Origin of the sequence: Salimicrobium jeotgali (assembly GCF_001685435.2) — a bacterium.
Taxonomy (GTDB): domain Bacteria; phylum Bacillota; class Bacilli; order Bacillales; family Halobacillaceae; genus Salimicrobium; species Salimicrobium album.
In genome coordinates this window covers 2,406,685-2,430,392 of the sequence record NZ_CP011361.2, presented here as the reverse complement: position 1 = coordinate 2,430,392, position 23,708 = coordinate 2,406,685, and the positions used below count along the sequence as shown (strand labels likewise).

Below are 23,708 nucleotides of genomic sequence, written 5' to 3'. Positions count from 1 at the left end.
CGGTTACGTGACCGTTACCCACGATGGTTCAAAGTGCCGCACACGTGCGGAATTCGGGTGGTACCGCGGAAATGACTCCGTCCCTTTATATAGAAGGGGCGGTTTTTTTATACCTGTGTTTCTGGGGTCCCGGTTCGTCCGGGAGCGTTTTTAATGGAAAGAGAGACTGGGGGACAGGGTTCCTTACTCCAACAAATTACGTGAGGTGAAGAGGAAATGCGTAAAGTCAATACGAAAGAAGTGGCAATCGAACGCGAAAATCGCGTAAAAGATTACTGGCAGGAAGAAAACGTGTTCAACCGTTCCATGGAAGAGCGGGAAGGTAATGAAACATTCGTCTTTTATGAAGGACCTCCGACAGCAAACGGTCTTCCCCATGCCGGGCACGTCCTCGGCCGGGTGATCAAGGACTTCGTAGGCCGCTATAAGACGATGAACGGCTACCAGGTTATCCGTAAAGGCGGCTGGGATACACACGGGCTCCCGGTGGAGATCGAAGTGGAAAAACAGCTCGGTATTTCCGGTAAACAGGAAATTGAAGAATACGGAGTGGAGAAGTTCATCGAACAGTGTAAGAAGAGCGTGTTCGAATATGAGAAACAGTGGCGGGAGTTTACGGAAGCGATCGGGTACTGGCTCGATATGGACGATCCGTACGTCACGCTTGAAGATAATTATATCGAGAGTGAGTGGTATATCCTCGCCGACCTGCACAAACGCGGTCTCCTCTCCAAAGGTCACCGGGTTACACCGTATTGCCCGAGCTGCCAGACGACTCTCAGTTCCCACGAAGTCGCCCAGGGCTATGAAGATGTAAAAGATCTGTCGGCCACGGCGAAATTCAAAGTGAAGGATGCGGAGAATGAATACTTCCTCGGCTGGACGACGACGCCATGGACACTGCCGGCGAATGTGGCACTTGCCGTGCACCCGGAACTCGACTACGTCAAAGCGAAACAGCACGATGAAGTATTTATCGTAGCCCGCGATCTTGCGGACGCAGTGATGGGAGAAGAATATGAAATCATTTCCGAACATAAAGGGAGCGAACTCGTAGGAATCGATTACATCGCGCCGTTCCCGTTTGTAAAACCGGAGCGGGGTCACACCGTCGTTTCCGCTGGATTTGTAAACGCAGAAAGCGGTACAGGGGTCGTACACATTGCCCCTGCCTACGGGGAGGATGACTACAACCTCGTCCTTGAAAATAAACTCTCTTTCTTTAACGTCGTGGACGGAGCGGGCCGCTATACTTCCGACATCCCTCCGTTCGAGGGACGATTCGTCAAAGACTGTGACGTGGACATTGTGAAATATCTGTCGGAAGAAGGGCTTCTGTATGATAAAGAAAAATATGAGCACAGCTACCCGCACTGCTGGCGCTGTGACACGCCGCTCCTTTATTATGCGATCGAAAGCTGGTTCATCAAAACGACGGAGATGAAAGATAAGTTCATCGAAAATAACCAGACAGTGGAGTGGCACCCGGATCATATCAAAGATGGTCGTTTCGGAAACTTCCTTGAAAATATGGTGGACTGGAACATTGGTCGTAACCGTTTCTGGGGTACGCCTCTGAACGTTTGGATCTGTAATGAATGCGGTCATCAGCACGCTCCGGAGAGTAAATCGGATCTTCTTTCCAAAGCGAAAGGAGAAGTGACGGATGTCGAGCTGCATAAACCTTATGTCGATCGTATTCAGCTCTCCTGTGAGGAATGCGGCGGCACGATGGACCGCGTCCCGGAAGTGATCGACGTGTGGTTTGACAGCGGATCGATGCCGTTTTCCCAGTACCACTACCCGTTCGAGAATGAAGAGACGTTCAATAAGCAGTTCCCGGCGGACGTTATTTGTGAAGGGGTGGATCAGACCCGCGGCTGGTTCTACAGTCTGATGGCCGTATCCACGATGTTTACAGGGAAAGCTCCGTACAAGCGGGTTCTTTCCACCGGTCACATTCTTGATGAACATGGCAGGAAGATGTCCAAGAGTAAAGGGAATGCGCTCCATCCGATGGACCTCGTAAATAAATTCGGAGCGGATGCTTTCCGCTGGGCTCTGCTTGCCGACAGTGCTCCGTGGAACAATAAACGTTTCTCCGAGCGCGTCGTCTCCGAAGCGAAATCGAAAGTTGTCGATACGTTAGTAAATACGCACGGTTTCTTTACACTGTACGCGGATATCGATAACTACGAGTATGACCCGGAGGATACAGGAGAGAAGACGCTCCTGGACCGCTGGATCATTTCCCGCGCGAACACTGTGGCGGCCCGCGTGAGAACCGGACTTGACGAGTATGACTTTACAAAAGCTGCGAAGGAAATCGAGAAATTAGTCGATGAAGTAAGTAACTGGTATATCCGTCGTTCCCGTAACAGATTCTGGGAAAGCGGAATGAGTGAGTCGAAAAAAGCTGCCTACTCCACGCTTCGCGAAGTGCTCGTAGGCCTGAGTCGTCTGCTTGCTCCATACACTCCGTTCGTAGCGGACGACATTCATATGAACCTGACGGGCGAAAGTGTCCATCTCGCTGCTTTCCCTGAGCGTGAAGAACATCGCGTCGATGAGAAGCTGGAGAGAGACATGGATGCTGTCCTTCAGGTAGTGGAACTTGCCCGCGGCGTACGTAATACGGAAGCGATCAAGACGAAACAGCCGCTGGCCGAACTGACGGTCATCCCGGTCAATCAGGATCGCGGCGCCGCTCTTAAAGAGTATCGCCCTATTATCGCAGAGGAAATCAACGTGAAAGAGGTCGTAGTAAAAGAATCCTCCGAAGACCTTATCCGGTATGAAGTTAAACTTAACTTCCGTGAAGCCGGACCTAAGTTAGGGAAAAACGTCAATACAGTGAAGAAATACTTGGAGTCGCTCTCTGATGAAGAGGCAGCTGATATCGTGACGAATCAGAAAGCGGTAGTGCCTGCAGAGGACGGGGACATCGAAGTGCCGATGGACCTTCTGATCGCTGAAAGAGTAGCCGACAGTGGACTGTCGATGGGATCGAACCAGGAATTCCACGTAGTGCTTGATACGACTATTACGGAAGAACTCCGCCTTGAAGGTCTTTCCCGCGAAGTGATCCGCGTTATCCAGGATGTACGGAAGCAGAAAGACCTGCCGATCGATCTTCGTGTAAACATAGCTATTGCAGGAGACGAAGATGTGAGGAAGGCGATACAGGAAAACGAGCAGGTCATCCGTGACAACGTACTGGTCAATGAGCTCGACCTGCAGGAAACAGAGGACATGGAAGAATTCGAAGTAAGCAGTCATAAGCTGAAGCTTCATATTCAGACGTGAGATAAACACCTCCCGTTTCCAGTCTGGACTGATGCTCCGGGTAAGCGACCCTTATCCGGAACACTTCTGTCCGGCGAATGTGAAAATAAATAAAAAAGCGTACCTCGTGGAAAAGTATTCCACCAGGTACGCTTTTTTTGTTCAGTATTTTTCAGTTATATCCTCAGCAGTACTTATCGTAAGCTTCTGTCAGGTTCTCCACGATTTCTTCCACTTCATAATCTTCAATGTGCTCGCGTGGAATGAAATGCATAACCTGGCCGTCTTTTAAAATCGCCATGGAAGGAGAGGAAGGTTCATATCCTTCCAGATAGTCGCGCATCCGGGCCGTCGATTCACGATCCTGACCGGCGAACACGGTGACGAGGTGCTCCGGCCGATTGTCGTTTTCGAGAGATTTGATAGCTGCAGGACGGGCCAGTCCGGCGGCACACCCGCAAACCGAGTTGATGACGACGAGAGATGTGCCCTTCACAGAGCTGATGAACTCGTCCACTTCATCCGGAGATACAAGTTCCGTAAAACCGGCTTCCGTCAATTCGTCTCTCATCGGCTGGGAAATTTCTTTCATATAAGCTTCATATGCGTTCATAGTAAACGCCCCCTTATTTATTTTCTTTCGTTTTCGTAGCCTGGGTCATCTGATACCAGACGGATCCTTCCGCTGCGTGACCGCCTTCGATCCGTTCGATGGCCATTCGGATCTGCAGGCGCACTTCAAATTCCGGATCGTCTTTTGCTTCCTGAAGAGCAGGCAGCGCCGTTTCGTCCCCTACTTCATAAAGGTACATAGCTGCCCTCCAGCGGACGATTTTACTCGGGTCCTTCAGGGATTTTATCATATGAGGAATGGCATCGGTGGATCCGATGTCGGAGATGCAGTCCCCGGCGGTTCTTCGGACGGTGACGGTTTTGTCAAAGAGTGCTTCATAGAGGTAAGGGAGTACTTCCTCATCTTCGATCATCCCGAGATAAGCAGTCGCAAGCCTTCTTATCGAAGCTTTTTCATCATGCAGGGCTTTATGGAGTACGGGTAAATCTTCAAGCGTCGGGTGCATCTGATCGAGCGCCTGATAACGTATCCTCCAGTCGGAATCATCCAGTGTGGAAAGCGTAACCGGACTCTCCTGCTTTTCGGTTTCATTCCGGAAAGCGAGTTCCACCAGGCGGGCAAGACGTTCTTCGTCATAACTCGCGGAAATCTCCTCCTGCACCTGCCGGCCTACTTCTTCTGCATCTCCGTAGCGGGAGGCGTCCTCCTCCCACTTCCTTTCCATAATCATGTTTTCGGAAGCTTCGGACGCTTTCATGGCTGCGTTTGTGAACCTCTCGGGGAGGGCCACTCTCGTTTCCGTTTCCCCGTCCTGCAGCTTGATCTGCATCGGGATATTGCGGAATTTCTGAATGAATACCTGAACTTCCCCGAAACTCTCCTCAGGCTCTTCGCGGGAAGCTTCGCCCTGAAGTCCTTCATCCGAACCGAGAGCGTCCCGTACTTCCGGGAGGATGTCTTCCCATGATACTTTCGGATGACGTTCAAGAGCAAGGAAGTCCAGTACGTGGTAAATCCCTTTCACTCCGTTTATGTCAAAGAGCTGACGGGCCCATGAAGGGAAAGAAGATATATCTCCGTCTTTTGTATAGTTGTATGTCTCGCTCTGAGGCAGACTTTCATCTAAATTGATTTTCATCGAATTGGGACTGGGAGTCGGTTCGATAGATACGATCCTCATGCATAGCACCTCCGTTATTTGTATCATATCAAAGTTTCAGAGTGACTTCTATCATTCAAGTTTTCGACGAAAAAATGAAACATTTTTCCAAGTCCTTCGTATACAGGGGGTGGGAAGGGGAGATTTAGTATGGAGAGCATAATGAAGCTTGAAAAAGTGAACAAGACAATCGGTTCTCATCACGTCATCAAGGACCTGAGTTTTGAAATTTTTCCCGGGGAAGTGTTCGGATTTCTCGGACCGAACGGAGCGGGAAAAACCACGACGATCCGTATGATGGTAGGCCTCATGAGTATGAGCAGCGGCGATATCGTCATTGCCGGCAACAGCATACATAAACAGAGAAGTAAGGCAATGGAACAGGTCGGGGCGATCGTTGAGAACCCCGAAATGTACCCATTCATGAGCGGTTGGAAAAACCTTGTACACTTTGCCCGGATGGGAAAAGATGTAACAGAAGAAAGAATCAGGGAAGTCGTTCAGCTCGTCGGTCTGGAGAAACGGATCAACGACAAAGTACAGAAATATTCTCTCGGAATGCGCCAGCGGCTCGGTATCGCCCAGGCTCTGCTGCATCGGCCTGCCGTATTGATTCTCGATGAACCGACGAACGGGCTCGACCCTTCCGGAATGAAAGAGATACGGGCTTATGTGCAGCGCCTCGCTAAAGTGGAAAACGTGGCTGTAATTGTGTCGAGTCACATCCTCTCCGAAATGGAATTAATGTGCGACAGGTTTGGCGTCATCCATAACGGCGAGCTGGTCGATATCCAGTCCGTGAAGGACGCCGTCGCAGACGCGGAAATGGAAGTCAGTATCGAAGCAACTCCGCTTGATGTGGTGGAGCGGATTCTTAAAGAAGAGACGAAAAATGTGATTACGAAAAAACAGCGTTGCCACATTGTCCTTGAGAAAGACCGGATTCCGGACATTACGACGAAGCTGGTTGAGAATAACGTCAGCATTTATAGTATATATACCGAGAGGAAAACGCTTGAAGACGAATTCCTGAAAGTGATTGGAGATGGTGTCATTGATTAGCCTGATTCGAAATGAATGGATGAAATTGTTCGCTCAGCGCTCTACGTGGATAGGAATTATTTTGTTCGTCTGTCTCATCACCGGGTTTGCGTTATTTATGACGACCGGTCCTTCTTCCTCCGAACAGTACGGAAGCGACTGGAAGCAGGAACTGCAGCAGGAAAACCAGGAAATGAAGAAACAGATAGAGGAAACACCATCCACAGCCGGGTTCAGACAGGATCAGATAAAGAAGAATGAATACCGGATTGAAAACAATCTTGCTCCGAATGAGTTTACCGGGTGGAAATTCGTACAGGAAAACCGGATGTTCGTTTCGCTGATCAGTCTATTTACAATTATTATAGCTGCAGGCAGTATCGCTAATGAGTTCCGTTGGGGATCGATTAAGCTGCTGCTCATCCGTCCAGTGTCACGCACGAAAATTCTGTTCTCCAAGTTTATCACTCTGCTGCTGTTCGCTTTGCTTCTTCTCGTCGGTCTGTTTGTATTATCGATGGGACTCGGAGCCTTACTGTTCGGTCTCGGTTCATGGACGGACCCATACGTATTTATGGAGGGCGGTGAAGTGAAAGACACTTCTATCATGGCTTTCTCTCTTATGCAGTATGGCTTCTCCTCAGTAAATCTGCTTATGATGGTAACATTCGCTTTTATGATTTCGGCCGTCTTCCGGAACAGCGCGCTTGCTATAGGAGCGGCTGTATTCCTGATGCTGAGCGGGAACTCGATCGTCGCTTTCTTTTCCGACAAAGTATGGGCGAAATATATCCTGTTCGCAAACACGGATCTGAACCAGTTTGTCACAGGCACACCGTTAATCGAAGACTTGACTATGACTTTTTCTGTTTCGGTACTGATTGTATATTTCCTCGTTTTTCTTGGGGCCGCCTGGCTCGTATTTACAAAACGGGATGTTACGAGTACTTAAATTTTAAATCGCTTCTTTCATATGGAAGCATTAAAAAACTCCGACCATTGAATGAGAATGGTCGGAGTTTTTCCAGCTTGTAGAGAAACCCCGTGTTTTTCTGCAAGCTTTTTTTTGTGCAGTTCGTGCGGGCGAATACCACTCGCTTTCCGCGGACGAACGCCCGAGCCTCCCTCGTGAAAACCCACACTCCGGGGTCTCGGATCGCCCGTTTTTCCGCAGGAGTCTCCTGGTATTCGCCTTCCCCTCACCGAAAAAGACTCTCCTTCACCTATCTCACCCTGGATAGGTGGAGGGCAATCTTTTTCATGTTTTGGCAGGCCGCCGTCAGTAACGCTTGTTCGCGTACATTCTCTTTTCCGCGCAAGCGACAATAACGCAGCCCGTGCAGTTCTTTTGAATCTGCGAAGCTACGTTCAACTTTCTCTTTTCTCATGCGATAGATCCACTTGCCTTCATTAGAAAGCCGGTTCAACCGAACCTTCTCCTTCGAGCTTTCCCATACATGGCGAGTGATCGTTTTTTGATACTTCTTATTTTGGGTACACTTCGCTAGAAGAGGGCAATCTGCACAATTTTCAGGGTTTGATTTGTAATGCCGATACCCCTCACGATCGGTGGTCGAATAGCTTAAAACTTCACCCTGGGGGCACACATATTCATCCCGCTCTTCATCATATGCATAGTTCCATTTCGGAAGAAGCCCTTTCTTTGACTGGTACCTTCGATGAGCAATAACTCCAAATATTCCTCTTTCCATTATAAGCCCATGACATATAGGGTTCGTCAGATAGCCGGCATCTAGACCTACAGCTTCCACCTCAAAGCCAAATCGTTCGATTTGGCGATCCAAACGTTGTAAGTAAGGTCTGGAATCATGAATATTTCCTGGCGTTACATGAACATCAGTAATGATGTTATGTTTTAAATCTGTGGTACGGTGATCAAGATAAAAGAAGCCTTCCGGCTTATTCTCCCGGTAAAGATAACCACTCTCGCTATCCGTGTCGCTAACCTTAATTTCCTTTGTCTTTTTTACCCCCTCCTTTTCCTTCAGAGGCTTTTTTTCATGATCTTCACGATCTTTTCTTACGGCTTCTTCCAAATCTTCGAGGTAGTCTACCGTTTCTACTTCAACTTCTTGTTTTGAGAATTTCTTCTTATTAGCGTTGGCTTTCAAGTGCGTGGAATCTGTGAATAATACACGGCCGGAGACCATACGGCGGTTCATCGCTTGGAGCACGATTTCATCAAAAACTTCTTGAAAGATATCCGTGTCTTTGAAACGAGTGCGGCGGTTCCAACTAATAGTGGAATGATGGGGGACTTTGTCTGTAAGATTCAACCCTAAGAACCAACGATAAGCAACATTCGTTTGAATTTGTCGCTCCAATTCGCGTTCGGAACGAACGCCATAAATATAACCAATGAACATCATTTTGAATAAAACAAGAGGATCCAAAGAGGGACGACCATTATCTTCTGAATAGTAAGGACGGACTTTTTCAGGAATGAAAGAAAAATCTATGTATTGGTCAATTTTGCGTAGGAGATGATCTTCAGGGACAAGCTCTTCAATGGTAACCATTTCGATTTCATTTTGTCGTTCAGTTTTAGATTGAAGCATCCAATCACCTTTCGTTGATAAGTTACAGCTATTATAACAAATTAACGAAGTGATCTATTAAAAAACAGAAAAAAATAAAAGCTGCCGAGACTTTCTCGACAGCCTGAAAAAACTCCGACCATTGAATGAGAATGGTCGGAGTTTTTCAGTATTAATTATTTTTCTTCTTTTACTTCATCCGGTACCTGAAGGCCGAGACCTTCGGCGACGCGGGTTCCGTAATCAGGGTCGGCTCTGTAGAAATGAGCGATCTGACGAAGCTGGATTTCCTCTGAAGTCACCGGTTCCATATGACCTACTACGGCATCAATGAGACGATCCTGCTCATCTTTACTCATCAGACGATACAGATCTCCTGCCTGCGTATAGTGATCGTGGTCCGGGTAAGGTACGCTATCGGCATAGCCTTCCACTTCGAACGGATTGATCTTCGACGTATCATCTTCTTTCGGAAGATGATCGTAGCTGTTCGGTTCGTAGTTGTAATTGCTTCCTCCGTTGCCGTCTACACGCATGTAACCATCGCGCTGATAGTTATACTGTTCGTTTTTCGGACGGTTTACGGGAATCTGTTCATGGTTTACACCGAGACGGTAGCGCTGAGTATCGGAATAAGAGAACAGACGGCCCTGAAGCATTTTGTCCGGAGAAGCTTCGATGCCGGGTACGAAGTGAGCCGGGGAAAGTGCAACCTGCTCCACTTCGGCGAAATAGTTTCTCGGATTCCGGTTGAGCGTCATTTTACCGACTTCGATACGTGGATAGTCTTTCAGAGACCATATTTTCGTAACGTCAAACGGATCCCATTTGTATGATTTCGCATCCTCAAACGGCATAATCTGTACGTATAGCGTCCAGGAAGGAAAATCACCTTTATCAATAGCGTTGAAAAGATCTTCCGTGTGATAGTCAGGATTCGTTCCGGCAATTTCATCCGCAACGGAAGCGTCCAGACCTTTCACACCCTGGTCACTGACGAAGTGATATTTAACCCAGAATGGTTCTCCTTCGGCATTCACCCACTTGTAAGTATGACTGCCGTACCCATTCATGTGACGGAAAGTAGCGGGGATACCGCGGTCTCCGTGAAGGTATGTCACCTGGTGAAGAGACTCGGGGGAGTGAGACCAGAAGTCCCATACCATGTTTTTGTCTTTCAGGTTTGTCTGAGGGTTTCTTTTCTGCGTATGAATGAAGTCAGGGAACTTGATGGCATCGCGAATAAAGAAGATAGGGGTATTATTACCTACAAGATCGTAGTTTCCCTCTTCTGTGTAAAATTTAATGGCGAAACCGCGCGGATCACGGACGGTATCGGCTGAACCGGATTCCCCTGCGACAGTGGAGAAACGGATGAACATATCCGTCGCTTTTCCTTTTTCACTGAGAAAGTCCGCTTTTGTGTAATTGGAAATTTCATCATTTGTTACTTCGAATGTACCGTAGGCTCCGGCACCTTTGGCATGTACGACACGCTCAGGAATTCTTTCGCGGTCGAAGTGGGCCAGTTTTTCCAGCAGGTGCACGTCCTGAATCAATCCAGGGCCGCGACGCCCGGCTGTGAGCGAGTTCTGATTGTCTCCAACGGGTGCGCCGCTCGAGGTAGTAAGACGATTGTTCTTATCTGTCATAATCCAAAACCTCCTGTATAATTTCTACAATATCCATTATAACAAATGCCCGTTTAAAATCAATGTTTTTTTATAATGATTTTAAATAGATGGCGATTCATGCTTTCGCAGATGCTTCGAGGAGAAGAACACGGATCAAGAATTACTTGTGTTAATAAAAGGAAATAACAGGTGAGTATTTTCTTAAAAAATATAGTATTTTTCTCTTTACAATAAAGGGACTATCTATTATATTTGGGGAACCACAGGAAATCGGTTTCCACTCTTGTCTGTGGTGGAAGCGGAACCTGTAATAAACTGAATAAAGGAGGGAAAAAATATGACACTACTGTACACGAAAGCCCGTGAACTTTTTGAGGAAGATTTCAAAAAGAATCCAGTCGCTAAAGAAAATGCAAAACCAACTTCGGGTGTGAAGCAGACACGGAGCGGTAAATTGTTCCGGAAGCCTAACAAGCGCAAGTAATGGTGATGCAGTGGTGGAGTTAACTCTATGAGAAAAAATAAGCAGTTCTGTTTAGGACTCTTAATAAACGAAAGTCATTAGGTCAGCGTCTTTGAGTGAGCAAAAAATGCTCAGGACGCTGATTTTTTTACATATAAAATGCTCTGCCTGTCTTTACTGTAATAGTTTACGTACGGCTTCTTCAGGATATAGATAGAAGAAATAACAGATAGGAGTGGAGAAATTGCTATTTGCGGATAATGCGTTTAAAGGGAAACATATAGTAGTCACCGGAGCGTCCAGAGGAATCGGCAGGGAAACGGCCATTCAGCTGACCAGGTCCGGAGCGTCGGTTACGCTTACAGGTAGAAACCGGGAAAGATTAGAGGAAGTACAGAAAGAATGTGAAAATGGAACAGGGGAAACGCAGATTGTGGTGGCAGACCTTAATCAGGCAGCAGATCGGCAGGAGCTGGTTGAGAAGTCTCTCGAGTTTCTTCCGGTATATGGACTGGTGAATTCAGCCGGCGTCCTCAGCACTTATTACCTTGAGGATATTCCGGAAGAAGAGCTGAGGAAAGCGATGGAAGTGAATTTCTTCTCGCTGACTCTACTCACTCAGGAATTTTACACGGAAATGAAAAAGAGGGAAGAAGGAGCCATCGTCAATCTCTCCTCCCTTTCCGGTCTGAGAGGGACACACGGGAACGTGTCGTACTGTGCTTCCAAATTTGCCGTGACGGGATTCACCCAGTCGCTTGCCCATGAAGCGATCCGCTCCAATATCCGCGTGAACGCCGTAGCACCCGGTTTCGTCGATACAGAAATGGGGCGGAAGGCCGTCGCTGCAAAAGCTGAGAGGGAAGGACGGAGTTTTGAAGAACAGTGGGAACTGGCCCAGTCCGGGAATCCGTCCGGCAGAATTACGACTGCCGGAGAAGTGGCCGGTACGATTCTGTTTCTCCTCTCCGAAGCTTCCGAAAATATTATCGGGGAATCAGTGAAAATATCCGGAGGAAGTGTCATGAGATAGTTTGTATTTCCGTATCAAGGGAATTATATTTTTAAGAAAATACGAGCTCATTAAAAGGAGGAACGTTTGTGGGACGTCTTTTAAAACGAATAATCAAATATGGACCGATGCTCTATCCGCTAATCCGCAAGTTTATGAGAAGAAAGCGCTGAAGCGTTCCGTTCATTATAAAATAAGCGTGGATCCGGCGCTTATTTTATTTTATACTGCAGGCTTTTTTAGTATCCACCGATGACTTTTGCTATACTTGTAGACAGAAAATAGACAAAAGGGGGGAGAGTTTTGGAAGAATGGGATAAATCGAGAGTAGTCCGCTTTTTCGGGGGCCGGGGACTTCTTTACATACTTGGAGTACTTCTGCTCATTGGGGTGAACATCGCCGTGTATTCGAATATATCTTTTATATTCGATCCGCTGTTCGTTTTTATAGAGACGGTAGCACTACCGATCATTCTGGCCGCCGTCGTATACTATCTGCTCCGCCCTGTCATCACTCTGCTCGAAAAAACCGGTATCCCCCGTATCTGGGGCATACTGATTACCACCATAATCGTTGCGGGTCTCATCACCCTGCTCGTCTTCCTCGTCATTCCGTTTTTTGAGCAACAGTTCATGAAAATGGTGGAGGAATTGCCTGATTACGTTATGCAGGTGGCGGAAGGGCTGGACGAATGGCTCAAAAATTCCATATTCGCCTCCTACTATAATGATCTGTTCGGTGATTTCTCACAGACGCTGAATAATCTGCCGGAAAACTTGAGTACGTATATCGGGGATGCGCTTTCCGGGATTACGAGCATTATATCGGCGGTCACTACTATAGTCATCGCTATTATTACACTGCCTTTCATTCTGTTTTACCTGCTCAAGGATGACCATAAGCTTCCGGGTGCAATGCTGCGCCTTCTTCCGCCCCGTACACGGCCGGAAATGAAAGAGATGTTCCGGGACATCGATCGGCAACTGGCTGCCTATATCCAGGGGCAGATTATCGTCAGCTTCTGTATCGGTCTCATGCTGTACATCGGATTTTTGATCATCGGCATCGATTACCCGGTAGTTCTTGCGGGTATCGCCAGCGTGACGAGTGTCGTTCCCTATCTCGGCCCTACGATCGCGATCTTACCTGCACTCATCATTGCGCTCGTTACTTCTCCGTTTATGCTTGTAAAACTTGTACTCGTATGGACTGTTGTTCAGCTGCTGGAAGGGAAATTCATTTCCCCGCAGATTATGGGAAAACGGCTTCACGTCCATCCCGTCACGATCATTTTTGTACTGCTGACTGCCGGTCATCTATTCGGTATTATCGGTATTATACTGGCCATTCCGGGATATGCCATTCTAAAGGTTATCGTTTCCCACCTGTTCCACTGGTTTCAGAGACGTTATAACAAATTTGCTGTCGGAAACGATAAATACGACCTTTAGTTTCAAAAAAATCGTCTTTTTTCCGAAAAAAAGATTTAACAGCAGAAGAAGAGGGAAAGAAAATAAAGGTAAATTTGAAACGTTCAGGTCTGCTTTTCGTATACACAGTAGAGAGGTCACGGTCATACTTTTTTTGGATGAGGTGAGGCAACGGTGAAAAAACTGGATGAATTGATTCACGATTTGCGTAACATAGGTGTGGAAGTGGAAAAAGTATACAAGCTCTCAGAGGGGAAATAAAGACGCTCATCACGAGCGTCTTTATTTGGATAGGTTTCGGTTTATGAATACACGAAAAAGGAGAGGAGACAGATATAGTGCTTACGAAATGGGTATTTACAGAAAGACAGGCTAGTCTCATCGAAAAAGCGGAACGAATTAAAGAAACGGCTTATGCACATGCCGAAGAAGCGGACGAAAATGCTTCCTTTCCGGACGAGGTCATGGACAAAATCAAAGAGGAACAGTACCCTTCTCTGCCTCTGATACAGAACCTGGGAGGAGAAAACATAACTTTGTACGAATTTTTGCTGATGCAGGAGAAGATCGCCGAAGGGGACGGTTCTGTCGCTCTTTCCATCGGTTGGCACATGGGAGTCATGATGGAACTGCGTGATGAAAGACCGTGGCAGGAAGAAAGGCTGGACCGGTTAATGAAAGAAGTGGCCGGGGAACAGAAAGTACTCAACCGTATCGCCTCCGAACCGGCTACCGGAAGCCCGACGCGTGGCGGCATGCCGGAGACTACGGCCAGAAGGGAAGAGAACAGTTATATACTGACCGGAAGGAAAACGTTCGCTTCTCTTGCCGATCATCTTGATTATTATCTTGTTTCTTCTTATGTGGAAGACATCGATACGATAGGCTGGTTCCTTATCCCGAAACAGACAGCGGGCGTGTCCGTCGAGAAAACATGGGACACACTCGGTATGAGAGGTACGGAGAGCGACGATCTGCTGATGAAAGATGTGACACTTCCGGTGGACGCTCTGGTGGAAACGAAGTCCTCGAAGCCTCCCGTACCGAAAGGATGGCTGCTTCACATACCGGCCTGTTATCTCGGTATCGCTGTAGGAGCCCGGAACGAAGCTGTGGAATTTGCGAAAAATTTTCAGCCGAACAGTCTCGATACCCCAATCAGCGAAGTGCCTCATATTCAGGACAAAATCGGTACGATGGAGTGGAAACTTCTGCAGGCTCACAGTTTTCTCTATGATACAGCAAGAAAATGGGATGAATATCCGGAGCGGAGAAACGAATGGGCGGAGGAATTAGGGGCCGTGAAGCTGGCGGTCACCAATGCCGCCCAGGAAGTGGTGGATCTCGCTATGAGAATCACCGGAGGCCGCGGCCTCTCCAGGCGTCAGCCGTTCGAAAAATATTACAGAGATGTAAGGGCAGGTCTTCATAATCCGCCGATGGACGATGCTGTCATCAGCATGCTCGCCAGAAATGTATAGCTGTTCATAAAATAAAAGAGGGCCTGCGGAGGCCCTCTTTTGTTCGCGCTTACTCTCTTTCGACGTTTTTCTCCAGTGTATCGTACGTACGGCGCCACGGAGAATCTTTCGTTACGTATATGACCCACCATATAAGGAGAGGTTGGAAAAGCGGGCGCAGCCAGAGAGCAGTGAGACTGGTGTTTTCCGTCCACGGGGCTGGCACCTTCTGGATGGCTGCGTAAATGTTAGCCGGCAGAACTACGACGAGGAATACGGCTGTTGCGAGTCCCGCCGCTTTTCTCGTATGAGGGAAAATAAGCAGAAGGGAGAGCAGCCATTCCGTAATTCCTGTAATATAAACGAGCTCGTAGCGGAAAGGGAGAAACTCGGGGATCATCGCCGCAAATCCGCTGTCATAAATAAAGTGAAGAATTCCTGCGGAGAATAGCGCACCTGCAAATAAGTAAAGGCCGATCGTTTTAATCATTGAAGACAATCCTTTCGTGTTGGATTTATATTACTGTTATTCATTCAGTTCGGTTATAATAAGTATAGGTCTATTACATTTTTTTAAGGAGAAGATTAACGATGAAACTAATGAAATACTGGCTGCTTACGGGCGTTGCGCTGGTGATGTTCCTTTCTGCCGCCGTTTCTGTACAGGCTTCGAATTCCAACAGTATTAATGAGAAACTCGGTCTGCCTATTGTAGTGTACGGAGATGCCTTATCTGAAAGCCAGAGGTCGGACGTCAGTGACCTGCTGGAGACTTCGAAACATGAGCAGCTGGACGAATTTACAGTGACAGGCCAGGATATAGCTGAATATATCGGCGGCAATCCCAACTCCAACATGTACTCCTCGGTAAAAATCATTCATCAGGACAGCGGCGGGCTGAATGTTGATATTGTGAGTCCCGACAACATTACAGAAGTTACCCGGGAGATGTATGAAAACGCCCTGCTGACGGCGGGAGTGGAAAACGCTGAGGTGCTTGTAGCTTCATCAGTCGCTGTGAGTGGCCATTCGGCACTGACAGGCATTTACAAAGCGTACGATGCGAAAGGTGCTTCTCTCGATAAAGACCGGATGCAGGTGGCAAGCGAAGAACTGGATGTAGCCACTTCCATCGGGGAGAAAGAAGGAATAAGTAAGGATGAAATCAGCAGTCTGCTTACGGAAATCAAAAAAGCTATTGCCGAGCAGAACCCTGCCACCCGGGAAGAGGTGGAGCAGATTGTAGAAACGCAGCTTGACTCGCTGCAGATCGAGCTCAGCCCGGAGGACAGAAAAAGGTTGACCGATTTGTTTGACCAGATGCGAAATCTGAATATAAATTTCGATGAAATGCAGAGTCAGCTCGATGACTTGGCCAGTGGGTTCCAGGATCTTATCAATGACGAAGGGTTCTGGAATAACATTAAGACAGCCGTTCAGGACTTCCTCCGTTCCCTGCGCAACTTCATAGATTCAGTTCTGAATTGACAGAGTAAAGAGAAGCGCTCCACAGGCGCTTCCCTTTTTTAGTTTTTCACTATTTTTGCATCTTCTACAATTTGTTCATAAGGCACGTCCTGTACCCCGTCATAATATTTCTTAATCGTGCCTTTTTCATCTACAAGAAAGAACTGGGTGCCGTGTGTCACCTGGTCCTGACCTTCCGGCTTATCTACGATAATATGGAAACTTTCTTTGGCGAACGATTCGATGGTCTGCTGATCGTAACCGGTGACGAAGGTCCAGTTAGAGAAATCCACTCCCTGCTCTTTACCGAAGGACTTCAACTTTTTCGGATCATCGACGGTCGGGTCGATACTGAAGGAGACGAATTCCACGTCCACCCCTTCTTCTTCCATCTTCTTCTGAAGCTGCGCCATATTTCTCGTCATAGGCGGACAGACAGTGTTACAGGAGGTGAATACGAAATCGGCAATCCACACTTTCCCTTCCATACTTTCCATACTGAAGGACTCCTTGGCCTGGGTAGTGGCTTCAAAACTCCCGGTTTCCCAGTCCACCGGGTCCTCAAGTTCTTTTTGGCCGCATGCTGCAAGAAACAAAGTGAATAATATAAGAATCCATAGTTTTTTCAACGAGGGTGAAGCTCCTTTCCGTATGTATCTTTTATTAGTGTAACTACTCGCGTGGCGATGTACAATGAACAAATTGAGAACTTTCACTTTTTCTCCATATGCTCTCCTCCCCCTGCTTAGGCCAGCGCTTCTAAACGGAAGTTTCCGCTTTTCATGATCCAGCTGCAGCGTCCAGAAATTCATGTCACAAGCAGCTCGGACCAGTGAAAGGAAAGGTCGTCTTTCACGTGACCGGTCTGCTTGTGCCTTCATTTCTAATCGGACGCTTCCGCTTTTCTTTGTCCAGCTGCAACTTCCAGAAGCTTGTGACCTAAGCAGTACCCTTATTTTCGGGATAGGGCACCCGAAAAGTAAGTCTCCTGCTTACGCCAGCGCTTCTAAACGGAAGTTTCCGCTTTTCTTTACACCTGTTCGATGTGCAGATATACTGTTACGAAACGAGAAGCGGAGGGGTTTATTCATGAGAGATTCATCATTTTTTACTAAAGTTGTCCATCATAAAGCTGACCAGACGGCGGCGGTCCACAGTAAGGCGACGCCTATTTATCAGACTTCAGCCTTTACGTTCAAGGACCTGGATGATCTGGAGAAGTACTATGAAGGAGAGACATCCTACCTTTATTCCAGGGAAAGAAACCCGAATCCGGAAGAGCTGGCCGAGGGTGTTGCTGCTCTTGAAGAAGGAAGCGCGGGAGTTGCAGCAGCTTCAGGCATGGCAGCTATATTTGCGGGAATTCTTTCCGTCGTAAAGCCCGGAGATCATATCTTAGCTGCTGAGGATGTGTATGGCGGGACGCACAATCTTCTCTCTCACGAATTGCCCTCTCTCGGCATTGAAGTAACGCTCACATCTTTCCGTGACCAGGAAAGCATAAAAGGGGAAATACGTCCGAACACGAAATTGCTTTATTCAGAATCAGTGACGAACCCGTTCCTCCGGGTGGAGGATATGACAGTTCTTCAGGAAATCGCCGGTAAAAATGATTTGAAAATCATGATAGATAATACGTTTGCCACGCCGTACCTGCTGAGGCCACTGAAGCAGGGCGCCGACCTCGTCGTACACAGCGCTACGAAATATCTGGGCGGTCACAGTGATGCGACAGCAGGAGTGCTTACGGGAGAAAGGGAGCTCGTAGAGAAAGCACGCCAAAAAATTGTCTCCCTCGGCTCTAACCTGAGTCCGTTTGAAGCATGGCTGACGTATCGCGGTACGAAAACGTTAGGAATCCGTATGGAAAAACAGTCCCGGAACGCCCAGGCTCTTGCAGATGCCATGCAGAGAAATGCAGATGTGGAGAAGGTTTATTACCCGGAAAACGTATCGGCAGAAGGCAACGGCGCCATCGTTACGATAGCTCTGAATAAATCTATAGAGATGAACACCTTCTACCGGACGCTCGGCTGGATCAAAATTGTGCCGAGTCTTGCCGGAGTTGAAACGACCGTTTCCGTTCCTTCCCGGACGTCTCATCGTGCCCTTTCCGCTAAAGATAAAGAAAGATTCGGAATCGACGACCACGTTGTCCGGGTCTCTGTCGGGATTGAGAGTTCGGACGATATCTCCGCTCAGTTGGAACAGGCGATCGAAGCCTCTAAATAAGAATTTTCTAAAAATTGTTGACTTTTTCGGATGCTTCCGTATATAATGCAAAGCATACCATTTAATTGAATAGCGACTCTTATCAAGAGCGGCTGAGGGACTAGGCCCTGCGAAGCCCGGCAACCTTCAAACATCGGTTTGAAAAGGTGCCAATTCCTACAGATCTTAGAGGTCTGAGAGATAAGGGGAGGATGTAAATATATTTAACGTAAACCTCTTCTTATCGAAGGGGTTTTTGTTTATATCTCCTCACTCGGACCCTCTGTCATATATTATACAGGAGGGATTTTTCATGACTGAGCAATTTAAGAATTACGATTTGGACACGCTTGCCCTGCACGGGGGACAGGAGGTCGATCCGGCAACGGGTTCGAGAGCCGTACCGATCTATCAGACGACATCCTACGTATTTGATGATACCGAGCACGCCAGGAACCTGTTCGGTCTCGAGGAGCCCGGAAACATTTATTCAAGAATCGGCAACCCGACCGTAGATGTTTTCGAGAAAAGAATCGCTCTTTTAGAAGGCGGTACGGCTGCTGTGGCTACCGCTTCCGGAATGTCCGCTATTGCGTATTCCATACTGAACGTCGCCGGAGCAGGTGATGAGATTGTGGCGGCAAGTAACCTGTACGGAGGAACGTATAACTTATTTGCAAAAACGCTGCCGCGTTACGGTATTGAGGTGAAATTCGTCGATCCGGAAGATCCCGCGAACTTCAAAAAGGCGATTACGGAGAAAACGAAGGCGGTCTTTGCGGAGACGATCGGTAACCCGAGCCTGCACGTGCTTGATATTGAAAAAGTATCCGAAATTGCCCATGAACAGGGAGTGCCTCTGATTATAGACAATACGTTCGCGAGTCCGGTCCAGTGCAAACCGCTGCAGTGGGGGGCGGACATCGTCGTCCACTCGGCGACAAAATGGATCGGCGGTCACGGGACAGCTATAGCCGGGGTAGTCGTGGACGGAGGTACCTTCGACTGGGCGAACGGGAAATTCCCCGGCTTCACGGAGCCGGATGACAGCTACAACGGTCTCGTTTATTCGAGAGACCTCGGGGAAGTGGCATTTGCTACTAAATTCCGGGTGCAGCTTCTCAGGGATATGGGAGCGTGCCTCAGTCCTCAAAACGCTTTCCTTCTTATTCAGGGGCTGGAGACACTGTCTTTACGCATTGAACGTCATGCGGAAAATTCCCTGAAAGTTGCTAAGCATCTGCAGGCGCACCCGGATGTGGAGTGGGTATCCTATCCGGGCCTTCAGGAGCATCCGGCGCATGAACTTGCCGATAAATATTTGCAAGTCGGCTACGGGGCTATCGTTAACTTCGGTATTAAAGGGGGAAGAGACGCCGGGAGGAAGCTGATCGATAACGTCTCTCTCTGGTCTCACGTTGCGAACGTGGGAGATGCGAAGTCTCTGATCATTCACCCGGCATCCACTACCCATCAGCAGCTCTCCGTGGAAGAACTGGCGGCGAGCGGAGTGTCAGAAGAACTGATTCGTTTGTCCGTAGGTATCGAATCGGTGAAGGATATCATCAATGACCTGGATGAATCGATTGAGAAGGCGACGGACAGGGCGGCTGCAGGCAAGTCATAGGCCTGCATACTGCGACTGGGCTCGAAAAAAAGTATATTTCTGCCGGATTAAGAAGAAAAGCACCGGTTTTGCATCTGGTTATTTAGGGGAAAGGACAGGTAAGAGTCCAGTTTACAAAATGGGGTGAAGTCATGTTTTATTCGCTGACGTTTCAAAAGATTGTTCTGTTCGCAGCAATAGGTCTTATTATAGGTGGATTAATCGGTTTTGCAGGAGTACTGGGATTTGATCTGGATGGGTCCATCTTCATCATTTCCGTACTGCTCAGCATGCTTCTCGTATTTGCTGCAGCAATGTTTGCGGAACTGTATCACATCCGGGAAGCGATCAACCGCTCCCGCAACCGCTAAGCGAGTCCGTTCAGACGGCTCGCTTTTTCTTTGGTATATTTATGTTACAAAAGAAACCAGGGGCTTAGTACAAGCAGCAGAAGATAAAATATTAAAATTACAGAAAAAACGATATAGCTTAATTTTGTCAGCTTTTTAAAAATGATGAAGAAAGTCGCCAGTACGGTTAAAATAATGCCCAGCGAATAAAGCAGTGCCATATGGATGTCCCCTCTCCTGTATGAATATACGTAGGTATTTCTATTGTTGCAAAGGAAAGGTTTGCAGCTGTCCGCTTTAGGGAAACGGGAAGGAACCGGCTACAGTCAGGAGCGTGGGCCATGATCGAATTGTTGTTTGGAGCTGTTTCCCTGGTGTGGCTGATGGAGTTCCTCGTATACTCCTCGCCCGCGTCCCGGCAATCGGAGAAAGTATCTTTCTGGTATATCTTTTCAGCCATGCTCGTAGCAGTGGCAGTGATTCTTGGAGTCGATATGTGGAAAGTGGAAATCCCGGCAGTGAAATGGACGGGTCTCTTTTTTTACGGAGTCGGCGTAACGCTGCGTCTTTCGGGTATTATGCATTTGAAAGAACAGTTCACAAGGAACGTAAGCGTAAGAGAAGGTGATCATCTGGTCAGCAGCGGCCCGTATCGCATATTGCGTCATCCGCTATACACCGGGCTGTTAAGTATTGTCATCGGTTTTGCGCTCAGTAACGGCAGTCTGTTCGGACTTCTCGTCGGAAGCGTTCTTATAGCCGCAAGTCTTATATACAGAATTAAACTGGAAGAGGCGATGCTTACGAGCCAGTACGGAGATGAGTACGCTCAGTGGTGCAGGATAAGATATCGGCTGATCCCTTTTCTTTATTAATATGGAGGTGCTAAGTATGGCGAATCAGAAAGCGATAGTAGTAGGAGCAGGTCTAGGCGGTATGTCGGCAGCTATACGATTGAAGGCGGACGGTTATGATGTAACGGTTCTCGAGAAAAACGAAAATACCGGCGGAAAACTGAACCAGAGATCCGGGAAAGGTTTCACTTTTGACACGGGTCCTTCCATCCTCACTATGCCCTGGGTCCTCGAGCAGCTGTTCGAAAGCGTGCATCGTGACATCCACGATTACATAACTATAAAAAGGGTCGAACCTCAGTGGCGGACTTTTTTTGAAGATGGCAAACAGCTTGACGTAACAGGTGATCTGCCTACGATGCTTCAGGAGATGGCCAAGGTGACGGACCGCCCGAACAGTTCACTGACAAGTTTCTTATCGTACAGTCAGGATATGTATGATCTTTGCCTGAAAAGCTTCTACAAATACAGCATCTCGGGTCTTGGCGATCTCAGAAAACATCATTCTTTCAAAGAGCTCATGCAGATGGATCCCATGAAAACGGTGGCTAAAGCGAACCAGGAGCATCTGGACAACAAGCATCTGGAACAGTTGTTCAATTTCCTCGTAATGTACGTCGGTTCCAATCCCTACTCCGCACCCGCAATTTTGAACCAGCTGGCGTATGTGCAGCTGGGGCTCGGCATCCATTATGTCGAAGGAGGCATGTATCAGATTGCGGAAGCAATGGGTAAAGTGATGGAAGAACTGAAAATAGACGTTCATCTTGAGACATCTGTCTCTCACATAGTGACAAAGGGAGAAGAAGTGACCGGTGTAGCTACTGCCAGTGGTACGATGGAAGCGGATGTCGTCGTTTCCAACCTGGAGGCGATTCCTACGTACCGGTACCTTGATGGCACGAAGAAAGGGAAGAAAGAAGCGAAGCAGCTCGAGAAAAAGTACGAACCGACAGTTTCGGGGCTTGTATTATTACTGGGGACGAACAAAAAGTTCGAACAGCTCGAACACCACAATTTCTTCTTCTCCGACGACCCCGAGAAGGAATTCAAGGAAATTTTCGATAAAGGGAAGCCGGCCGAAGACCCGACTGTCTATATAGGTGTGTCGGCCAGATCGGATGAAACCCAGGCCCCGGATGGGAAAGATAATCTGTTCGTCCTTACTCACGTTCCACCTCTCGAAAATAAGAAAAGAAAAGGCTGGGACTGGGAAGCATACAGAAAGACGGTCATTGAGAAACTTGAACGTATGGGGCTCGAAGGCCTGGAAGACTCCATCGATTTTGAATACCAGTTCGCACCGGAAGATCTCGAATCCCTGTACGGGGCAAACGGCGGTTCGATTTATGGTGTCGTAGCGGACAAGAAGTCGAACGGCGGCTTTAAAGTACCGGCTCAGAGCGCTCTTTACGATAACCTCTACTTTGCCGGAGGTTCCACGCACCCGGGAGGCGGAGTGCCGATGGTAACGCTGTCCGGCCAGTTGACGGCGGATTTAATCAAAAGCAAACAACGATAGTTAGGAGTTCAAGTTTATGGCAGTCCTCATATTTTTAGGGTTTTTTGTTTCTGCAATCGCCACTTTTTTCATAGCTTCCAATCTTGCAGTGTTCGGCGATGCAGTAAAGGAGAAAACAAAAGCGACCTCTACTTTTGTGGGAGCTGTAATCGGCATAGCTATTTCTCTTCCGGAACTCACCTCGAGTGTGACGGCAGTTTTTATCGATACGCCGGGTCTTGCAGTCGGTAACCTGATAGGTAGTAATCTCTTTAACCTTCTGGGTCTGGCAGTGTTCGATATCATTTACCGGAAACATGAAATTATGACCCGGACTACGGTGGAAAGTAAACTGTACGCCTATCTCGTCATTTTTCTGACGATGATCGTTATAGTTGCCGTGGCTTTTCCGTTGCCCACCCCCTTTCTTCACGTAAGTTATTCTTCGGTCGCTCTCGTATTATTTTATGCAGTCGGAGCCCGATTCATTAATAAGCGTACGGAATACAAAGGACGTAAAGTGAAGAACGAAAAGAAGCAGGAAAGATACCGGGACTATACCAAAAAGCAGGTACTCACCCGCTTTATAAGTCTCAGCGTTGCCATTATGGTGATGGGGAGTATTTTAACGATTACGGCTGAGGAGATAGCACAAATCACCGGACTCGGCTCTTCGTTCATCGGTGCATTTCTCGTTGCAATCAGCACCTCTTTGCCGGATGCGTCGAGTGTAGGGACCGCTTTGAAGATGCGGAACTACAATCTTGCTATCAGTTCTCTGATCGGCAGTAATGCCTTTAATATCCTCATCCTGGCCATTACCGATGTAATGTATTTCCGGGGAAATCTTTTCAGTGAATCGAGCCGGGTCAATGTAATTGTAGCTGTAGCATCGGTCGTATTTGTACTTCTATTCCTGATCAGTATTTCCAGGAAGAACCCGAAGTATCAATTTACGTACATGATCCCTTCTTTTTTGATCATAATTCTTTACTTTGCCGTAACGTTCTTTTCGTTCCAGATGAAATAGGGAAGTATGAAACAGCATAAAAAACCGAACCCTTTAATCAGGGGTTCGGTTTTTTGCTTTTTATATGGCAGG

The 23,708-nt window shown here is 47.7% G+C and carries 20 protein-coding genes, 1 riboswitch and 1 other annotated feature (1 of these 22 running past the window's edge); of the genes, 14 read left to right on the top strand and 6 right to left on the bottom strand.

Translation table 11 applies throughout. The features are described 5' to 3' along the window. Nucleotides 1-88, top strand: a binding site (T-box leader) (it extends 130 nt beyond the left edge of the window). A 128-nt stretch (nt 89-216) separates the two neighbouring features. Then, on the top strand, nt 217-3,306 hold the full coding sequence (gene ileS / locus AAV35_RS12195) for an isoleucine--tRNA ligase (protein ID WP_008591215.1): 3,090 nt from the start codon (nt 217-219) through the stop codon (nt 3,304-3,306). Nucleotides 3,307-3,469: 163 nt separating this feature from the next. Here the strand turns inward: ileS and AAV35_RS12190 are convergent, their stop codons facing one another. Beyond that, the gene (locus tag AAV35_RS12190; RefSeq protein ID WP_008591218.1) at nt 3,470-3,898 is read right to left on the bottom strand and encodes a BrxA/BrxB family bacilliredoxin; all 429 of its coding nucleotides are present in this window, start codon (nt 3,896-3,898) and stop codon (nt 3,470-3,472) included. A 13-nt stretch (nt 3,899-3,911) separates the two neighbouring features. Further along, entirely contained in the window at nt 3,912-5,039 is a 1,128-nt protein-coding gene (locus AAV35_RS12185; protein ID WP_008591220.1) for a conserved virulence factor C family protein, read from the bottom strand. A 129-nt stretch (nt 5,040-5,168) separates the two neighbouring features. Between AAV35_RS12185 and AAV35_RS12180 the strand changes: the two genes are divergently transcribed. Continuing rightward, complete coding sequence (locus AAV35_RS12180) at nt 5,169-6,080, top strand: ABC transporter ATP-binding protein (protein ID WP_008591223.1); 912 nt, start codon at nt 5,169-5,171, stop codon at nt 6,078-6,080. Continuing rightward, nucleotides 6,064-7,011, top strand: coding sequence for an ABC transporter permease (locus tag AAV35_RS12175; protein WP_040609600.1), 948 nt, complete (start codon nt 6,064-6,066; stop codon nt 7,009-7,011). The genes AAV35_RS12180 and AAV35_RS12175 overlap by 17 nt, the downstream gene beginning before the upstream one ends. 271 nt (nt 7,012-7,282) lie before the next feature. Here the strand turns inward: AAV35_RS12175 and AAV35_RS12165 are convergent, their stop codons facing one another. Both AAV35_RS12165 and AAV35_RS12160 read right to left on the bottom strand, forming a co-directional pair. Beyond that, nucleotides 7,283-8,638, bottom strand: coding sequence for an IS1182 family transposase (locus AAV35_RS12165; RefSeq protein ID WP_065757358.1), 1,356 nt, complete (start codon nt 8,636-8,638; stop codon nt 7,283-7,285). Between the two features lie 155 nt (nt 8,639-8,793). Continuing rightward, complete coding sequence (locus tag AAV35_RS12160) at nt 8,794-10,269, bottom strand: catalase (RefSeq protein ID WP_008590953.1); 1,476 nt, start codon at nt 10,267-10,269, stop codon at nt 8,794-8,796. A gap of 319 nt (nt 10,270-10,588) precedes the next feature. On the opposite strand from AAV35_RS12160, the gene AAV35_RS14505 reads away from it, so the two are divergent. From AAV35_RS14505 to AAV35_RS12140, 4 genes are all read left to right on the top strand, one after another. Beyond that, nucleotides 10,589-10,735 carry a hypothetical protein gene (locus AAV35_RS14505; RefSeq protein ID WP_008590955.1) on the top strand — a complete coding sequence of 49 codons (147 nt, stop codon included), beginning with the start codon at nt 10,589-10,591 and terminating at the stop codon, nt 10,733-10,735. A gap of 223 nt (nt 10,736-10,958) precedes the next feature. Then, entirely contained in the window at nt 10,959-11,747 is a 789-nt protein-coding gene (locus AAV35_RS12155; RefSeq protein ID WP_008590957.1) for an SDR family NAD(P)-dependent oxidoreductase, read from the top strand. A gap of 282 nt (nt 11,748-12,029) precedes the next feature. Further along, a complete protein-coding gene (locus AAV35_RS12145; RefSeq protein ID WP_008590959.1) occupies nt 12,030-13,178 on the top strand; it encodes an AI-2E family transporter in 1,149 nt (382 codons plus the stop codon). 317 nt (nt 13,179-13,495) lie between these two features. Then, nucleotides 13,496-14,638 carry an acyl-CoA dehydrogenase family protein gene (locus AAV35_RS12140; protein WP_008590961.1) on the top strand — a complete coding sequence of 381 codons (1,143 nt, stop codon included), beginning with the start codon at nt 13,496-13,498 and terminating at the stop codon, nt 14,636-14,638. Nucleotides 14,639-14,687: 49 nt separating this feature from the next. On the opposite strand, the gene AAV35_RS12135 is transcribed toward AAV35_RS12140, so the two are convergent. Then, nucleotides 14,688-15,107, bottom strand: coding sequence for a DoxX family protein (locus AAV35_RS12135; protein WP_008590963.1), 420 nt, complete (start codon nt 15,105-15,107; stop codon nt 14,688-14,690). Nucleotides 15,108-15,208: 101 nt separating this feature from the next. Here AAV35_RS12135 and AAV35_RS12130 point away from each other — a divergent pair, with 101 nt between their 5' ends. Beyond that, nucleotides 15,209-16,105 carry a DUF1002 domain-containing protein gene (locus AAV35_RS12130; RefSeq protein ID WP_008590966.1) on the top strand — a complete coding sequence of 299 codons (897 nt, stop codon included), beginning with the start codon at nt 15,209-15,211 and terminating at the stop codon, nt 16,103-16,105. Nucleotides 16,106-16,143: 38 nt separating this feature from the next. Here AAV35_RS12130 and AAV35_RS12125 read toward each other — a convergent pair whose 3' ends face one another. Beyond that, nucleotides 16,144-16,713: an SCO family protein gene (locus tag AAV35_RS12125; protein WP_008590968.1), complete on the bottom strand. Its 570-nt coding sequence runs from the start codon at nt 16,711-16,713 to the stop codon at nt 16,144-16,146. 460 nt (nt 16,714-17,173) lie between these two features. Between AAV35_RS12125 and AAV35_RS12120 the strand changes: the two genes are divergently transcribed. The 6 genes from AAV35_RS12120 (at nt 17,174) to AAV35_RS12095 (ending at nt 23,636) form a co-directional block, all read left to right on the top strand. Further along, entirely contained in the window at nt 17,174-18,316 is a 1,143-nt protein-coding gene (locus tag AAV35_RS12120) for a trans-sulfuration enzyme family protein (protein WP_008590970.1), read from the top strand. 76 nt (nt 18,317-18,392) lie between these two features. Further along, nucleotides 18,393-18,503: riboswitch (SAM riboswitch) on the top strand. 105 nt (nt 18,504-18,608) lie between these two features. Further along, entirely contained in the window at nt 18,609-19,922 is a 1,314-nt protein-coding gene (locus AAV35_RS12115; RefSeq protein ID WP_008590972.1) for an O-acetylhomoserine aminocarboxypropyltransferase/cysteine synthase family protein, read from the top strand. Nucleotides 19,923-20,053: 131 nt separating this feature from the next. Continuing rightward, nucleotides 20,054-20,272, top strand: a complete 219-nt coding sequence (locus AAV35_RS12110; protein WP_008590973.1) for a hypothetical protein — start codon at nt 20,054-20,056, stop codon at nt 20,270-20,272. A 320-nt stretch (nt 20,273-20,592) separates the two neighbouring features. Then, on the top strand, nt 20,593-21,126 hold the full coding sequence (locus AAV35_RS12105; protein WP_008590975.1) for a methyltransferase family protein: 534 nt from the start codon (nt 20,593-20,595) through the stop codon (nt 21,124-21,126). Nucleotides 21,127-21,142: 16 nt separating this feature from the next. Further along, complete coding sequence (locus tag AAV35_RS12100) at nt 21,143-22,627, top strand: phytoene desaturase family protein (RefSeq protein ID WP_008590977.1); 1,485 nt, start codon at nt 21,143-21,145, stop codon at nt 22,625-22,627. A gap of 16 nt (nt 22,628-22,643) precedes the next feature. After that, on the top strand, nt 22,644-23,636 hold the full coding sequence (locus AAV35_RS12095) for a sodium:calcium antiporter (RefSeq protein WP_008590979.1): 993 nt from the start codon (nt 22,644-22,646) through the stop codon (nt 23,634-23,636). Nucleotides 23,637-23,708: the final 72 nt, after the last annotated feature.

What these genes read in the sequence shown, in the direction of transcription:
- ileS (WP_008591215.1), top strand. Translation starts at nt 217, where the DNA reads ATGCGTAAAGTCAATACGAAAGAAGTGGCAATCGAACGCGAAAATCGC.
- AAV35_RS12190 (WP_008591218.1), bottom strand. Translation starts at nt 3,898, where the DNA reads ATGAACGCATATGAAGCTTATATGAAAGAAATTTCCCAGCCGATGAGA.
- AAV35_RS12185 (WP_008591220.1), bottom strand. Translation starts at nt 5,039, where the DNA reads ATGAGGATCGTATCTATCGAACCGACTCCCAGTCCCAATTCGATGAAA.
- AAV35_RS12180 (WP_008591223.1), top strand. Translation starts at nt 5,169, where the DNA reads ATGGAGAGCATAATGAAGCTTGAAAAAGTGAACAAGACAATCGGTTCT.
- AAV35_RS12175 (WP_040609600.1), top strand. Translation starts at nt 6,064, where the DNA reads ATGGTGTCATTGATTAGCCTGATTCGAAATGAATGGATGAAATTGTTC.
- AAV35_RS12165 (WP_065757358.1), bottom strand. Translation starts at nt 8,638, where the DNA reads ATGCTTCAATCTAAAACTGAACGACAAAATGAAATCGAAATGGTTACC.
- AAV35_RS12160 (WP_008590953.1), bottom strand. Translation starts at nt 10,269, where the DNA reads ATGACAGATAAGAACAATCGTCTTACTACCTCGAGCGGCGCACCCGTT.
- AAV35_RS14505 (WP_008590955.1), top strand. Translation starts at nt 10,589, where the DNA reads ATGACACTACTGTACACGAAAGCCCGTGAACTTTTTGAGGAAGATTTC.
- AAV35_RS12135 (WP_008590963.1), bottom strand. Translation starts at nt 15,107, where the DNA reads ATGATTAAAACGATCGGCCTTTACTTATTTGCAGGTGCGCTATTCTCC.
- AAV35_RS12130 (WP_008590966.1), top strand. Translation starts at nt 15,209, where the DNA reads ATGAAACTAATGAAATACTGGCTGCTTACGGGCGTTGCGCTGGTGATG.
- AAV35_RS12120 (WP_008590970.1), top strand. Translation starts at nt 17,174, where the DNA reads ATGAGAGATTCATCATTTTTTACTAAAGTTGTCCATCATAAAGCTGAC.
- AAV35_RS12115 (WP_008590972.1), top strand. Translation starts at nt 18,609, where the DNA reads ATGACTGAGCAATTTAAGAATTACGATTTGGACACGCTTGCCCTGCAC.
- AAV35_RS12110 (WP_008590973.1), top strand. Translation starts at nt 20,054, where the DNA reads ATGTTTTATTCGCTGACGTTTCAAAAGATTGTTCTGTTCGCAGCAATA.
- AAV35_RS12105 (WP_008590975.1), top strand. Translation starts at nt 20,593, where the DNA reads ATGATCGAATTGTTGTTTGGAGCTGTTTCCCTGGTGTGGCTGATGGAG.
- AAV35_RS12100 (WP_008590977.1), top strand. Translation starts at nt 21,143, where the DNA reads ATGGCGAATCAGAAAGCGATAGTAGTAGGAGCAGGTCTAGGCGGTATG.
- AAV35_RS12095 (WP_008590979.1), top strand. Translation starts at nt 22,644, where the DNA reads ATGGCAGTCCTCATATTTTTAGGGTTTTTTGTTTCTGCAATCGCCACT.